Annotated in this window: 12 protein-coding genes and 1 other annotated feature; of the genes, 5 read left to right on the forward strand and 7 right to left on the reverse strand. The window is 57.0% G+C overall.

What is annotated here, in order from left to right; genetic code table 11:
* Positions 1-32: 32 nt before the first annotated feature.
* A complete protein-coding gene (locus tag KB449_RS27620) occupies positions 33-662 on the reverse strand; it encodes a peptide-methionine (S)-S-oxide reductase MsrA (RefSeq protein WP_282911445.1) in 630 nt (209 codons plus the stop codon).
* A 93-nt stretch (positions 663-755) separates the two neighbouring features.
* On the opposite strand from KB449_RS27620, the gene KB449_RS27625 reads away from it, so the two are divergent.
* Entirely contained in the window at positions 756-923 is a 168-nt protein-coding gene (locus tag KB449_RS27625) for a hypothetical protein (RefSeq protein WP_282911446.1), read from the forward strand.
* A gap of 84 nt (positions 924-1,007) precedes the next feature.
* Here KB449_RS27625 and KB449_RS27630 read toward each other — a convergent pair whose 3' ends face one another.
* The 3 genes from KB449_RS27630 to KB449_RS27640 form a co-directional block, all read right to left on the reverse strand.
* A complete protein-coding gene (locus KB449_RS27630) occupies positions 1,008-1,424 on the reverse strand; it encodes an organic hydroperoxide resistance protein (RefSeq protein WP_282911447.1) in 417 nt (138 codons plus the stop codon).
* Between the two features lie 225 nt (positions 1,425-1,649).
* Complete coding sequence (locus KB449_RS27635) at positions 1,650-1,859, reverse strand: SGNH/GDSL hydrolase family protein (RefSeq protein ID WP_282911448.1); 210 nt, start codon at positions 1,857-1,859, stop codon at positions 1,650-1,652.
* A gap of 370 nt (positions 1,860-2,229) precedes the next feature.
* Positions 2,230-5,523 (reverse strand): cadherin-like beta sandwich domain-containing protein, encoded by a 3,294-nt coding sequence (locus tag KB449_RS27640; protein ID WP_282911449.1) that lies wholly within the window; start codon positions 5,521-5,523, stop codon positions 2,230-2,232.
* 215 nt (positions 5,524-5,738) lie between these two features.
* On the opposite strand from KB449_RS27640, the gene KB449_RS27645 reads away from it, so the two are divergent.
* Together KB449_RS27645 and KB449_RS27650 are read left to right on the forward strand one after the other, a co-directional pair.
* A complete protein-coding gene (locus tag KB449_RS27645) occupies positions 5,739-10,145 on the forward strand; it encodes an AAA family ATPase (protein WP_282911450.1) in 4,407 nt (1,468 codons plus the stop codon).
* Positions 10,146-10,162: 17 nt separating this feature from the next.
* Complete coding sequence (locus KB449_RS27650) at positions 10,163-10,546, forward strand: carbohydrate ABC transporter permease (protein WP_282911451.1); 384 nt, start codon at positions 10,163-10,165, stop codon at positions 10,544-10,546.
* A 141-nt stretch (positions 10,547-10,687) separates the two neighbouring features.
* Here KB449_RS27650 and KB449_RS27655 read toward each other — a convergent pair whose 3' ends face one another.
* Positions 10,688-11,227, reverse strand: a complete 540-nt coding sequence (locus KB449_RS27655) for an O-acetyl-ADP-ribose deacetylase (RefSeq protein WP_434082528.1) — start codon at positions 11,225-11,227, stop codon at positions 10,688-10,690.
* Between the two features lie 23 nt (positions 11,228-11,250).
* The gene (locus KB449_RS27660) at positions 11,251-11,784 is read right to left on the reverse strand and encodes a GNAT family N-acetyltransferase (RefSeq protein WP_282911453.1); all 534 of its coding nucleotides are present in this window, start codon (positions 11,782-11,784) and stop codon (positions 11,251-11,253) included.
* 71 nt (positions 11,785-11,855) lie between these two features.
* Positions 11,856-12,089: a binding site (T-box leader), on the reverse strand.
* 149 nt (positions 12,090-12,238) lie between these two features.
* Here KB449_RS27660 and KB449_RS27665 point away from each other — a divergent pair.
* Both KB449_RS27665 and KB449_RS27670 read left to right on the forward strand, forming a co-directional pair.
* Positions 12,239-12,502 carry an AbrB/MazE/SpoVT family DNA-binding domain-containing protein gene (locus KB449_RS27665; protein ID WP_282911454.1) on the forward strand — a complete coding sequence of 88 codons (264 nt, stop codon included), beginning with the start codon at positions 12,239-12,241 and terminating at the stop codon, positions 12,500-12,502.
* 1 nt (position 12,503) lies between these two features.
* A complete protein-coding gene (locus tag KB449_RS27670) occupies positions 12,504-12,896 on the forward strand; it encodes a type II toxin-antitoxin system death-on-curing family toxin (RefSeq protein ID WP_282911455.1) in 393 nt (130 codons plus the stop codon).
* A gap of 105 nt (positions 12,897-13,001) precedes the next feature.
* Here KB449_RS27670 and KB449_RS27675 read toward each other — a convergent pair whose 3' ends face one another.
* Positions 13,002-14,720, reverse strand: coding sequence for a hypothetical protein (locus tag KB449_RS27675; RefSeq protein WP_282911456.1), 1,719 nt, complete (start codon positions 14,718-14,720; stop codon positions 13,002-13,004).

Here is a 14,720-nt window from a genome sequence, read left to right on the forward strand (position 1 = left end):
ACCATCTAAAGCGGACAGGCTGCGGTTTAAGATCACCATCGTATGTTCCGAACCTGTTCAATCAGGGCATTCCGCTCATCCGGATTCATGGGCCACGCTTGAATTTCCCGAAGGACCGGCCCCAGATTCGCATACCCCTTGGCGATGCCGTTGAGCCGCGCCGCCAGCGTCGAACGCAGAAACGCTTCTTCCGATTCGTACAGCCCGCTCAACCTGTCGACCGCATCCGGATATCTTTTCAGATAATACTTCTGATGCCGCGGCTCTGCCGGATAAAACGCCTCGAAAGCAGCAATCTCCGTCTCCAGCGCCTGTCCCTTAGCCGCCTCCACCCGCTTCTTAACCCGGTTAAAAGTCTCCGCCTGCAGCGTGTCGCGGTAGAGCAGCAAAGACTGATACTGCCTTCCTTTATAACCGTTAATATTAACGGGGTTATGGTTATTCCAGAAGGTCTCCAGCAACTGGTCAGCAGCAATAAACTCGGCATCGAAGCCGATCTCGACCGTCTCGGAGTGGTCCCCCATCTCTCGGTAAGTCGGCTGTCCGGTCGTGCCGCCCGCATAGCCCACGCGCGTCTCCGTAACGCCGGGCAGCGCGCCGAACAACGCTTCAGGCGACCAGAAGCAGCCCATGCCGAGCGTGATCGTTTGTTTCTCGTACATAGATCCTACCTGCCTCCTCCATGTCGCGCACATATTCTAGCCTAAAAAGTGGCATGCTGGAAGGGTTGTGAAAATCGTCCAAGGAGGTGCCCCATGACAAGTAACCACAATGAGCCGACCAAAGCGGAAGTTCAAACCACCGAGCTCAACAAGCTGCCCGTACCCGGCCAGGACGATACTGAGTTCTCAGCGGAGGAAGCGGCGGAAGCTTTCGAGCAAGGCCAATCCGCGAGCGGCACTCAGAATACGGATCGTCCATAACCTTGTTTAAAGAATAAGACACCGGCGGCCTTTTCGCAAAAAGGATCACGGTGTCTTATTCGCGTATCGCCGGGCGCCCCATCTTTAAACGACGTTGATCGCAACCTCGATATTGCCCCGCGTCGCCTTGGAATAAGGGCATACCTGGTGCGCCTCGGCAGTCAATTGTTCGGCCAGCGTGCGCTCGACCCCAATCAGCTTTACGTCGAGTGCGACCGCCAGGGCGAATCCGCCGTCCGTATCTTTGCCGATCGTGACACTGCCCGTCACTTCCGTGCCTTCGTACTTAACTTCCCGCCGCCGGCATACCAGGTTCAGCGCGCTCTCGAAGCATGCCGCGTAGCCAGCCGCGAACAGCTGCTCCGGATTCGTCGCCGCCCCGCCCATTCCGCCTAATTCCTTTGGCATCCGAAGCTCAAGCTGCAGCACGCCGTCGCTCGAAGACAGCTTGCCTTCGCGTCCTCCCGTGACCGTTACGGTAGCCGTATATAAGTTTTCCACTCGATATCCCTCCACGTACCTGAAGTCCGATGCGTCGGCATGCCCCGTGGGGAAGCTTGCTTCGACATCCAAATAGGTTGCGCGGAAGGGAAATTTTTATCCCAACGGCACTGCCGAAGTGAATGCTCAGGATAAGCCGGGGATTGGTCTATCCGGCATTTCCTCACATGTGCATAAAGCTGTGCACATGTTGTGGATGTTCTGTTGATAACTGCCCAAACGTCCCTATTGCAAGCCCGGCAAGGTCACGGTCTTCAGCCATTGACGCGCGATCAGCTCGTGGCCGGCGGCTGTCGGGTGGATGCCGTCCCAGAGCCAGTGTTCCCGGGCCGCCCGCCGGCAAGCTTCGTCGAACAGGTGCTGGAGCGGTACGAACGTGGCCGAGTAGCTGTCCGCCAGCTCCCGCCATTCACATGTGCATAACTTTGTGCACAACCCGTGGACAGTTTGGGGATAAGGCCGGCCGCAAGTCGGGTTATTATCCACAGGCGCTCGCGCAAACGATAAAAACCACTCTCTGCACCCTGGGTACAGAGAATGGTTCCGTCGATTTGGGAGCCGAGCGGCTAAAAATCCATCCAGAAAAATTGAGAAACAGCAAGGATGAGTCCTATCGCGTTTGCGACAATAAAATACCACTTGATGGCTCTTCGGCTAACGGGATCGCCCCCCGTTAACAACGACCAACCCACAATTCCGTTACATACAACCATAATAATAAGGGCTAACCACCAATTTGCCGCCAATCCGATTCCATCCTCTCCGGGCTTTGAACGACGCTCAACTCCCATTCATCCCTCTGATCTTAACTGTCTCCGCCGAGCATCCCGCTCAGAAGCAGCATCCGATAGAGCAGCACGGCCGTAACGGCACGCGACAAAGGCTGCTGCGGGTTAAGCTTGCCTCCTTCTCCCTTCACCAGTCCGATTCCGACGGCCGTTCGAACCTCCTCGACCGCCCTACTGCTGATAAAGCTACTGTCGGCGAACGTTCCCATTTCCGCCTGCTTGCGCAAGGAATCGAGTTTTTCCGCCCCCAGCGCCAGCCGCAGCGCTCGGATCATCGTCACGATCGCTTCTTCCCGGGATACCTGCCGATCAGGGCCGAAGGCGTCCTCCCCGATTCCGTCCATTAATCCGTAAGCGTGTACGGCCGACACTTCTTCTTTGTACCAGCTTCCCGCTTTTACGTCGCGGAAGACCGAAGCTTCTTCAACCTTAGGCAGGCCCAACGCTTTTGCAAGCATCACGGCCAATTCTGCGCGGGTGACGACGGAGCGAGGCATGAATCGGCCTCCTTCAAATCCATTGACGATCATCCGCCCCGTCATGTCGCGAATCTCGCTTTTCGCCCAGTGGCCTTCAAGATCCGTCAGCGAGAAAGTCTGAGCCGCCAGTATGAAGGTGCCATGGGTCAAGCTGCGAAATACAGCCGTACCCTGCCCGTTCTGCGCCGTAAATGCCGTCGGGACAGGACGGAAGCGCCCGCCGTCCCAGCGCATCGCCGTCGATACGTCTGCAGCATCAGCCGGCACATTCAGAAGGCCAGTTATAAACCGATTAGAAGAGTCCATCTTAAATGTAGCCCCGCGGTGCTTGACATACAGTCCAAAATCAACCGGCTCCCCTACCAAACGGAAACCGCCCGCGTCTGCCTCCTTCTTCATATCGGCCGTAATCGCGCTGCGTTCAAGCACGACCAGCAGCTCCGAAGCCGGCTCATCCGCCCAACGGGATTCGTCGCGCATCGCTTCCGCAAAAGGCAGCTTATATCGACCTAGTGAAGTCTGGAACGTCACGTCCGCCGTTCTTTCAGCCAGACGAACGGCTGCGTCTGCCGACAGGCGCAGCGTATAGCGATCCGCTTCCTCCTTCACGACAAACGCGAACGCCGCGCTTCCCGGTCCTGACCGGGAAATGACCTGAGTGACGCGGTCCAGATCAAGCCTTGCTTCAATCGACTTTTTCCCGTCCGCCTCCTTTTTCAAGAAAGCCATCCACGGGAATACGGTCTCATTGACAATCAGATCGACCGGCATGTCCGGATTCACCGAACCTGTGCCGCCATTATCGACCGGTATCGTAGTCGGTTCCGCGCGAACCACGTTTAGCGTATACGTCCGGACAGTACCGTCCTGCGCTTTTACGGCGATCTCGAACGTATTGTTTCCTACGGCCAGCGGAAGCGCGGCAGATTCAAAGCCGCTGCCTATCGGACTGCCGTTGACCGCGATGCCCGCATAGGCATTGGAGGCGGACAGCACCATTTTCAAGCTGTCGACGGACGTCGCGACTTGCACCGCATAGTCCGTCTTGCCGGCTTCAAAATCGAACGGGATCGCTGCGCCATTCCCCGTAATCGTCCATGCGCTTAAAGCTGCATCGCCGCTCATCGGCTGCTCGCGAACGACGTTCAGCGTATACGTCCGAACGGTGCCGTCCTGCGCTTCTACGACAATCTCGAACGTATTGTCGCCTGGCGTCAGCGGAAATTCCCCGGATTCGGCATCGCTGTCGATCGCGCTGCCGTTCAGGGTAATGTCCGCGTACGCACTGGAAGCGGTCAGCGCCATTTTCAAGCTGTCGACGGACGTCGCGACTTGCACCGTGTAGTCCGTCTTGCCGGCTTCGAAATCGAACGGGATCGCAGCGCCATTCCCCGTAATCGTCCATGCGCTTAAAGCTGCGTCGCTGCTCTTCCTCAAAATATTTTGGATGTCGACTTCCTTGACGCTGGCATTGCCTGCCGTATCGACGGCATAGACCGTATAGATGCCGTTCTCTCCGACCCAGAACCCTTCTCCGAGCGTTCGGCCGCCCGATGGAAAATAAGAAAGCGGGTGGCTGCCCTTCGCCCACTTCATGTCGGCAATTTCGTTGTATTCGCCATACGCGGAAGCGCCCGGCCATACAAACACTTCATTATACGTAGGCGCTTCCGGCGTCACGCGAATTCGGATCGAAGGAGGCTGATCGTACAGAAACGAAATCTTGACCGTTCCGTCCAGCGTCAGACCGCTCTCCGCGTCCTTGGCCGAATAAGTCACTTCTTCCATCGCAAGATTGCTGACCTTAAATTCGGCAGTACCGCTTGCATCGGTCGTTCCGTTCACGGCTTCAATATCCGATTCGCCGCCGTCCGCTTCGAGCGTCACTTCCCTGCCTGCCAGCGGATGATCATAATCATCCTTGAGCGTCGCGAATATGGACAGCGTGCTGCTGCCATCCGCTCGTATGGAAGTGCCTCCGGCCGTGACGGCGGAACGGGAAGGGCTCACATCGCCTTCAACAAATTGGACGGAGGCCGTCGACGTTAATGGGCTGCCATCGACGCCGGCGCTCACGATCGCCGTCCCCAACGTCGTATCCGCCGTCAGCGTCGCCGTATACGTGCCGTCAAGGTTGTCCGTGGTCTCGCCGATCGTTCCCCGCGTCGAGGAGATGACCACGGCTTCTCCGCCGCTCGTCCGAGCGTCGCCCTGCGCATCCTTCAGACGAACGGTGACGCTCGTCTGGCTGGCGCCGTCCGCGAGCAGCCGCGCGTCCCCAACCTCGATCTCACTGTAGTCGGCAGAGGTAGACTCATCCGCCACCATATAGGTCCGGAAGCCGAAGTCATACCCATACGAATTCGACGCTCCACGCGGATACGGATCGCCGCCGGCAATGCTCCACATCACGCCATTGTATCCGCCATACTCCGTCGTCACCGCTAATCTGTACATTGTATTCTTCGTCAGATAAGGAGACGCCCCGGAGAAATCGAAGGTTACCCAGCCCGAGCTCATTCCGGTGCGTGCCGTTGCCAGCGGCGCGGAACGATCGCTTTCTCGATAGAGGTAGACGATGATATCACCCGATCCCGACGCATCCAGACTCAATTCCACCGCACTCAAACTGCCGGTTACTGCCGGCGTAAAGGTCTGATAACGCGTCAGTCCGGAATCCGCATTGATCCATACGCCCCCTGGGCTGCCCGGCGATTGTTGATCCACAATCGCCGCTCCCGCGGCTCGGGAGCCCCCGGCCGGCAGCATGCCTGCCGCCAGCATAAAGACCAGCATCATAACCGCATACTTCTTGAGCCGATTTCTGCTCATTTTATCGCCTCTTCCAGCTTGCAAAATAACTTTCCCTCCGTTCAATCTCCAATCGGATTCTCCTTCCGGGGCCAATCTTTTAGAACATACAAAAAGTCGATAGCTACCTCCATACCTACAAAGGAGTATTTTGTCCGAAGTCTATAAAATTTCGGCATGGTTCGATTACAATAAGAGCAAATCGGAAAGAATGCTGGCGATAGAGGAGTACGACGATGGAACGGCCGACATCAATCGACGAAATGATCACGCTTAGGGACTATATGAACGAACGGACCGTTGTTCATCCAAATGAATTTCACGGCATCGCGAGAGCGCTGGCTGCCTGCTTGGCAGAATTCCATCAAGGTCGGATGCTGCATCTCGACCTGTGCCCCGAGCGAATTATGATCTCGGGAGACGGACGAAAGGCTTATCTGATCGATTCGGAATATAGCGTGCGGCGCTCCGATCGCGGCGGAGTCCGACCGGCAGGGCCGGGGCTGTCGCTTGCGGCGCTCCCCTACTGCTCGCCGGAAAATACGGGGAGGATGCAAAGAGCCGTCGACGAGCGAAGCGACTTGTACGCCCTGGGCGTCATTTTTTATCAAATGCTTGCCGGCCGACTGCCTTTCCGCGGAGACAACCGGCTGGAGTGGATCTACCGGCACCTCGCCCAGAGTCCGCCGCGAATCGTAGAATTGCAGCCTCAGGTTCCCGACGGCCTCGAGGCCATGATCATGAAGCTGCTGGATAAGAACCCGGACAATCGCTACCCTAACGCCGGGTCTCTGCTCGCCGATCTGGACCGCATGGAACGCGCCCGGGATACGTTCGGCAGCGGGCGCGGTTTTCACGGCCGAGAGCACGAGCTGTCCGTGTTGAACGATGCCTTCCTCTCCGCATGTTTGGGATCGACAGAGATGGTATATATATCCGGCGAACCGGGAATCGGCAAGACAAGACTGGTCGAAGAGCTGTTCCGCAATCAGCTGCAGCAGCGTCGTTTCTTTTACATAACGGGCAAGTTCGAGCAAATTTCCAGCGAAAGTCCCTATCAGCCCATCGTCCAGGCTTTCCGCGGGCTGATTCGTCATTTGGCGGGCGAGAAGGCCGAGCAGACTGCCGAGTGGGCCCGCAAGCTGCGTATCGCGCTGGGCTCCAATGCCGGCATCATTGCGGAAATGATCCCCGAAGCGGGTTTATTGCTGGGCGATCTGCCGGCGGCAGCGGGTCCGCAGACTCTTGAGCCCCACAAGCGGTTCCTCTACGCATTCCGTAAATTCGTACAGGCGCTGGCTTCCAGAGAGCATCCGCTCGTCCTGTTCATTGACGACCTGCAGTGGGCGAACGCCTCTTCGCTTCAGCTGATACACGCGCTGCTGAGCGATCCCGAAAGCCAGTATTTGTTGCTGGTGTGCGCCTATCGGGATGCGGAGACGGACACCCGCAAGCTTCCCGGCTATGAGCAAGACGGCAGTGCTACTGAGCAAACCTTCGTTCGCCATCTGCGCCTGGCCCGGCTAAGTCTGGAGCAGATGAATGCGATTGTGACGGAAACGCTGAACAGTCCGGCGGATGCCACTCTGCCCTTGACGGAGCTGCTGTATCGCCAAGCGAACGGCAATCCGTTTCATTTTCATCAAATTCTGCTCCGTCTGCAGGACGAACGCACGCTGCGCTACAAGCCTGAGCGACGGGAATGGGATTGGGAACTGGGAAGGATGATCGAGCAGGGGCTTCGCTATGCCGTAACGGATCTGGTTCAGCATAAGCTGAACCGCCTGTCCGTTCATGCGCGCGCGCTGCTCGAAGCCGCATCCTGCGTCGGTAGCAGCTTCCACCCTGCCCTGATCGCAAGCGTCGCAGGACGCGGGACGGACGATGCTCGCCTGGAATGGTCCGCCATTGAAGCCGAAGGGATGATCGTCTCCTCGGATACGGGACGATATCGATTCGCGCACGACAGCATCCAGCGGACGATCTACGACGGGATCGAAGAGACTTCCAGACAAGCGCTTCATATCAAGATCGGTAGGAGCATACAAGGAAAGGAGTCAGCTTACGGATGCAGCTCGTTCGACGCGATCCATCATCTGAATCGGGGATCGCGTCTTATCTCGCACGGCCCGGAGCTGCTCCGCCTGGCCGAACTGAATCTGGAGGCCGGGAAACGCGCCAAGTCTTCCTCCGCCTACGATATCGCGCTCGAGCATCTTGCCAAAGGCATGTCTCTCCTTCCGCCGAACGCTTGGGAGGAGCAGTTCGAGCTCCATTTCGAGCTTCATGCCCAGCAGGCCGAGTGTCAATTTCTATGCGGGAATTACGGCCAATCCGAACAGCTGATCGACCTGCTGCTCGTTCGGGCGCGCAATCCGCGCGAACGCAGCCGCGTCCAGATGATTCGGATCATGCTCTACATCAACCAGGGCAAATATTTGGAGAGCACTGCGCTAGGCCTTCACAGCCTTCGCGAGCTTCATATTTCGATTCCGGCCAAGCCTGGCAAGCTTACGCTGATACGCGAAGGATTGCGTATCGAGTCCTTGCTGCGCAACCGGTACGAGCGTCTCGCTCAACTGGAGGAAATGTCCGACCCCGGGCGGATAGCGGCGATGAACCTCATTTTCGCCATTATTCCCTCCACCTTTTTCACGGACAAAAATATTTTTTTCTTGTTGATCTGCAGAGCCATCCAGCTGTCCCTCGAATATGGGAACACGCCGATGTCGGCCGCGATCTATTCCGCTTACGGCATGGTGCTTGGCCAAGCCATGGGCAAATACGAAAAAGGATATGCGATCGGCAAAATCGGCATGGAGTTGTCCAAGCGCTACGGCGTCCGCGCCGTACAGAGCAAAACGTACACGATCTTTGGCGGCGTCCTGTCCCAATTCGCGGGGAGCGCTCGGGACGGCGAGTCATATTTGGCCGAGGCGCTCCGGTTCGGCATGGAGTCGGGCGACTACGTCTTCGCCAGCTATGCGATCGGCGCGCATGTTAATTCGCTGTATACGAGAGCGCCGCTGCATGAACTGACCCGCACGATTGCCGACTATATGACCGTACTGGACACGACGAACGATGAGTTCGTCCGGCAGAACTTTTTCCTGTATCAACAATTTATTCTCGCCCTTAAGGGGGAGACAGATGCGCCGGATTCCTTCAGTGGCGGCGGCTTTGACGAAGACGCCTATCTCGGCCGGATCCGCATAGAGGAGACTTCGGCTACGTCGCTGTTCCAATACCATGCCTACAAGACACAGCTCTGTTATCTGTTAGGCCGGTACGACGAGGCGATAATATGGGCCGGTCAGGCGGAGCCTTACAAAGCGTATGCCTCCCATCTGCCTCATCTGCCGGAATGCCTGCTCTACGAATCGCTGGCCGCTTGTTCTCTGCCGACACGCGCGCAGAAGCTGTCTCAGCGGTTGTCGCGCAACATTCGCCGCTTCGCCCGATGGGCGCAGTGGAGTCCCGACAATTACAAGACGCGGTTTGACCTTCTCCAGGCCGAATACGCAAGAATTCGTCACGAATATCAAGAGGCCGAGATCCTCTATGAACGGGCCATCCGCGAAGCGCGCGAACAGGGCGACGTGCCGATCCAAAGCCTGGCCTGCGAGCTGGCCGCTCGCCACTTCGAACGGCGCGGCAGTTCGAAGACGGCTCAATTTTATCGGAAGCTTGCGATCGAGGGATACCGGCAGTGGGGGATCACGATCAAGACGGACTCGCTAGAGCGGCATGCGTCTGTCGCCGACGAACGGCATAACCCCCGGACAGCGACGGCCCTTGCCGGATCCGCGATGGCCGCCGGGGTAGCGACGTCGGCGCATGAGCCGAACCAGGCTACCGTCAGCGCAAGCATCGATCCGGATAACATCGATCTCGCCGCGATATTGAGAACGAGCCAGGCGAATTCGAACCAGATGGATATGGACGCCGTACTGGCCGAGATCATCGGGACGATCGTCCGGCATGCCGGAGCCAGCAAAGGCGCGCTGCTGACCGGCGGAGACGACGATCTTTACGTGCTGGCCTATGCGGATATGGATGCGCAGACCGCAGCAACGGACAAGCTGTCCGAAGCCGATTCCCCGCTGCTCCCGGAAGGCGTCATCCGGTATGTCCTTCGTACCCAGGAAAGCGTCCGTTACGGCGGAGAAGAGGATAGCTGGCTTATCCATAATCCATATGTCGCCAAGCATAGACCGCAGTCCATTCTCTGCCTCCCTGTCACCGTTCATGGCAATATGCTGGGGGCGCTCTATTTGGAAAACCGGCTGGCCGCCGACGTATTCGCGGCAGACAGAGAGCCGGTCTTATTGGCCATGTCGTCTCACGGACTATTTCTGTCCATGCTGCAGCGCCCAGCGAAGCCTTCCTCCGCGGAAGACGCGCTCTCCGGCGAGGATGCGCCGTCATCGCACGAGATGGACGAGCCCCTTACGGATCGCGAGCTTGAGGTGCTCGCTCTCCTGGCAAAGGGACTTTCCAACAAAGAAATCGCCGATCAGCTCATTATCGCGATGAGTACGGTGAAGGTGCACGTCAAGCATATCTTCGCCAAATTAAAGGTAAACCGGCGGACCAAGGCGGCCGCGTTAGCCAAGGAACTGCACCTCATCGAAAAAAATTAGGAGCGCAGCGCCCCTTCTTGTTGCTTCGCCAATTTTATACCGGCATCCCGCGCGAGCTGGAGGATGCGGTGAAAATGGACGGCGGCGGACGATGGACGATTTATAGCCGGGTTGCGCTCCCTCTGTCGCTGCCGCCGCTGATCACCGCGCTGCTGCTCGAGTTTATCGGCCGGTGGAACGACTTTTTCGGGCCGCTGCTTTATTTGCATGAGGAACGGCTGTACCCTTTCGCGCTCGGATTGACGAGCTTTACGTCGCAATATGGGGCCACGCCTTGGCCGCTCGTCATGGCAGCCTCGACCGTGGAGACTCTTCCGCTGCTGCTGATCTACTTTTTCGCGCAAACTTTTATGGTTAAAGACTTAGCCGTTCATGCGCTAACTCGATCCGAACGCCGATGAATTCGTCCCCATGCGGAACATCCACATGTGCACAACTCTGTGCACACGCTGTGGGTATTTTGTGGATAACGTTGATAAAATGGGGACAACGAAGATGGCGTCGAAAATTGTTTCTTTGTCCTCTCCGACCGCGGCGGCTTGTCACAGCGCCCCGATCCGTTCCACGTACAAGTCGTAGTTCTCGCGATCGAAGCACACGAACTGAATCCGCTCAAACGCATGTTTGCGCGCCAATTCGCCGGTGACGGCCTCGATCGCTACATCGGCGGCTTTGTCTTTGGGATAACCGTAGATGCCCGTGCTGATATTCGGAAAAGAAAGGCTCTCGATCCCATGCTGTTCGGCCAGGCGAAGCGCGCTACTGTAGCAATTGCCCAGCTTCTCGGCTTCGCCGCTCTTGCCGCCATTCCAGACCGGCCCCACCGTATGAATCACGTGCTTGGCCTTTAAGTTGCCCCCTGTTGTGATGACGGCCTCGCCGACAGGGCACCCGCCCCGTTCGCTTCGAATGCGCACGCACTCGTCCAGTATTCTTCTCCCGCCGGCGCGATGAATCGCTCCGTCCACGCCGCCGCCGCCCAGCAAGCTGGTATTCGCCGCATTCACGATGCATGCCATGGCGGATAGCGTGATGTCCCCCTGCACGACCTCTAATTCTGCGCCGTTAAATGTCTTTTCCAACGGGCTACCCTCCTTCATCCTGCTTACGTTCGCTCCGAGCGCAGCAAGGCATAATAGGTCAAATCCTCGTATACGCCGTCCTTTAACACATGTCCTCGAAAAATCCCTTCATGCTTCATTCCCAACTTTTCCATGATGCGAAACGAAGCCGGATTCCGCGTCATCGCCGCGGCCCATACGCGATGCAGCTTCAGGTCCTCCAACGCGAACCGCAATACTTGCTTCGCCGCCTCCGAGCAATAGCCTTGGTTCCAGTAAGCCTTGCCCAACCAATAGGCCAGTTCGGCATGGTGATGCGACGGATCGATGCGCAATCCCACGATGCCCATAAACGTCTCCGACTGACGATCAAGGACGGCGAATGAGAAGCCATCCCCTTTCTTCGCTGCCTCTTGCCTGCGTTGGATGAATGCGTCTGCCGATCCAGGCGGATATGGATGCGGGATCCCCAACGTCGTCCGCGCAATCTCCCTATCATTGACCAGTCTCTCCATGGGCTCCGCATCCTTGGGCTCCACCAATCGCAGCTTCAACCGATCCGTGTACATCTCCATCATCCCCGCATCTCCTTTAACCGAGTTAAAAATGTAAGTTTAAACGCCATGTAAAACGCAAAAAGACCCCATCCTCAAGGGACGGAGTCGATCCGCGGTACCACCCTGGTTGACGTATGCTTGCGCTACGCCCGCTCTGCCATCATCCAACAATGATGCGCCCGGTTAACGGCGGGATGCCGTGTCCGCCTACTCGCGTTCGGGGACCTGCTCGGAGGCGATCGTTCAACGCTCAGCGATGCTGCCTCGCACCGGCCGGCAGCTCTCTGCAATGCGACAAGCGTTTACTTCCTCTTCGGCGCTTTTATTCGTATCGTTGGTTTGCATTTTATTCCAGGAGGAATACGGCTGTCAATAGGGAATGCGCATTAAGGAATGAAGCAACTGCATTTAAAGGCATTCAATCTAAATGTATAATTGTTATACGGTTGAATAGTATAACAAGAGGGAGACTTTTATGGGAAAGGTGAATGAAATGGAACGAAAAGTAACAAAGTTCGGAAACAGCTTGGGCATCACAATGACCGAAGCATTAAAGCAAATCGGTCTTGAACTTGGCGATACGGTGCATATCGACGTAAAAGAAAACGACGGCGAGATTGTTATTAGAAAAGCGAATAAAGTAGCATTGCCGACAGGTATAAGCAACGAATTTCTAGAGACTTTATCTCAAGTGATGGGACAGTATGATGAGACTTTAAAGGGATTAAAGGATCGTTAACATGACCATTCGTTACCTAACCATCCACGAGGTCGTAGCCATTAATGTCGCGATGATACAGAAATATAGTCCTGGCGAACTCATTGGCGTCAAAGACAGCGGCATGCTAGAATCAGCTGTTGCCAGGCCCCAATCCTCCGCTTTCGGGGAAGATGCTTATCCTTCCGTATTTGAAAAGGCAGTCGCCCTTTTCGAATCTCTAGGACAAAATCACCCTTTTCAGAATGCGAATAAGAGGACGGCCTTTACCGCTCTCGTGGTTTTTTTGAACCTTAACGGGTGTCGCTTTAAAATGGATCAGAAAGCAGCCGAAGATATGACGGTCGATATGGTCAATCATCAATATGACTTTCAAACGCTTGTAAAGCTGATTCAAGAGCACTGCCAGAGCTAAAAGCCCAATTGCCATCGTCCATGCCACCCGGCGAACAACAAAAAGCCTTCAACCTGCCGAAGCAGCATCGAAGGCTTGCCTCATTTTTTACACCCATTTTGCACGCTATTTCCCCAGCAAAGCCGAAGGCAGTTGAACCTTGTTCTCCTGATACAGCTCGCGGGTCTTACGCGGCTGCAGCGGCACGGTGATGGCGGCCAGGCCATCGTCCGTTTGAACTGATGCGGTCAGCCACGATTCGTCCGACTGGATGTCGACGCCCGGCAACGGCCCATCCTCGCCGAGCGACAGCGCAAAAATCCAGACCGCCCGCTCCAGCGCATGGAAATCGAAATCCCGCTCCTCGCCCGTCGAGATGACATAATCCAGGCTGAGGCCTTCTTCGCTTCGCTCCGTTTGCAGCTGGAGTTGGCCGTAATCCGAGCGGTCCACGACCGCCTCCACCCGGAGCGTCGTCTCCCCGATCACGGTCGCAAACCGGGCGCCAGTCTGTGTCGTCGGCAGCTCCACGTTCGCCGCTTGGCCGCAGAGGAGAAGCCGGATGCGCAAATCCGCCGCTCTGAACCTGCCGTTAATGATGTCCAGATCCTGGTGCCATCCGCCGTTATCCGTCGCCAGGTTAAGGGCGAACAGCACCTGCCGGCGCGACTGCACGCCCGTGAACATCGCCGAGCAGAAGTCCTTGCCGTCCTTCAAAAACTGAAGCTGGATCGACACGGCATGGCCGCCGCCGCTATCCACATAGCCGAGCAGGTTGCGACGCTGGTTCCACATGATGCCCGACGTATAGCTGCCAAGCGACAGCCGTTCGTTCTGGTACGTCGTCGCATAGTTCTGATAGCCCGTTTCGTCCGCCTTCAGCGTGGGCTCCGTGAAATAGCGCTCCTCCGTAGAGCTGAACAAGTAACGGTACTTTTCAGGACAACGAATGTGGCCCCGCTCCTTCTCCTGCTCCTGGCCTTCCTCCTGTCCCTGCTCCTGCTTAAGCGCATTCTCAAGAAACGCCTTCTCGTTCGGCCGCAGCAGCGTGCTGTACGTCCGGCTGTGCGGGCCGCTCCACGCGCCCGTCGCCGGGTGATAGTGCTTCGCGATCATATGCCAAGCCAGATCCAGCAGCTCATCCGCATCCGCAACCGCCCCGGCCGTGCTCGACTCGGCATAGATGCCGTGCAGCTCCTCGATCGCGATCGGGGTATAGCAGGGGCTGTTGTACTCCGAGAACGTGCCGATGGCCTTCGTATAGTCGCGGAACGTTCGGAGGCGCCGCTCGCCATAGCTGCGAATCCCTTCCTGACCCAGCAGCTCGCCGCCAAGTAGCGTCACGAGCGCCCCCATGATGGCAATGTTTGTATAGTGCGGGCCGACATTACGGATGATGATCGCCTGGCAGGCGTGATACACGGCGGCGCGCAGCTTATCGACGAGCGAAGGGGAGAGCAGCTCCGCATGATTTTTTAAAATGAGTACGAGCTTCTTGCCGTGAAAATCCGCCATATTCCAGTCGGGGCGGTCCATCTCATCCAGCGGCTCTTCGTCAAAATACGGCCAAATCCCGTAAGTCGAACGACCCGGATCCTGGTCCTGCCGCGCAATGACAACCTCCAGAATGTCTGCCGCCCGCTTAGCATACGCCTCGCCGCCATACTGCAGCAGGTCGAACGCATAGCAGGTCGCGACGTACAGCTCGTAAGCGAAAGGATGCTGATCCAGCTTTAACGCCGTGTGATAGGTCTTCGTCATGGGAACCTTGAGCAGCTTAATGTCGGCATCATAAGCTTTATCCTTTGCTTGGATCGAGGCGAGAAGCTCGGCAGCATCACGCAT

Origin of the sequence: Cohnella hashimotonis, from assembly GCF_030014955.1 — a bacterium.
GTDB classification, from domain to species: Bacteria; Bacillota; Bacilli; order Paenibacillales; family Paenibacillaceae; genus Cohnella; species Cohnella hashimotonis.

Excerpts from the sequence above, each read along its gene's own strand:
- KB449_RS27660 (WP_282911453.1), bottom strand. The coding sequence starts at position 11,784 with ATGATGGAGATGTACACGGATCGGTTGAAGCTGCGATTGGTGGAGCCC.
- KB449_RS27670 (WP_282911455.1), top strand. The coding sequence starts at position 12,504 with ATGACCATTCGTTACCTAACCATCCACGAGGTCGTAGCCATTAATGTC.
- KB449_RS27640 (WP_282911449.1), bottom strand. The coding sequence starts at position 5,523 with ATGAGCAGAAATCGGCTCAAGAAGTATGCGGTTATGATGCTGGTCTTT.
- KB449_RS27620 (WP_282911445.1), bottom strand. The coding sequence starts at position 662 with ATGTACGAGAAACAAACGATCACGCTCGGCATGGGCTGCTTCTGGTCG.
- KB449_RS27625 (WP_282911446.1), top strand. The coding sequence starts at position 756 with ATGACAAGTAACCACAATGAGCCGACCAAAGCGGAAGTTCAAACCACC.
- KB449_RS27675 (WP_282911456.1), bottom strand. The coding sequence starts at position 14,720 with ATGCGTGATGCTGCCGAGCTTCTCGCCTCGATCCAAGCAAAGGATAAA.
- KB449_RS27665 (WP_282911454.1), top strand. The coding sequence starts at position 12,239 with ATGGGAAAGGTGAATGAAATGGAACGAAAAGTAACAAAGTTCGGAAAC.
- KB449_RS27645 (WP_282911450.1), top strand. The coding sequence starts at position 5,739 with ATGGAACGGCCGACATCAATCGACGAAATGATCACGCTTAGGGACTAT.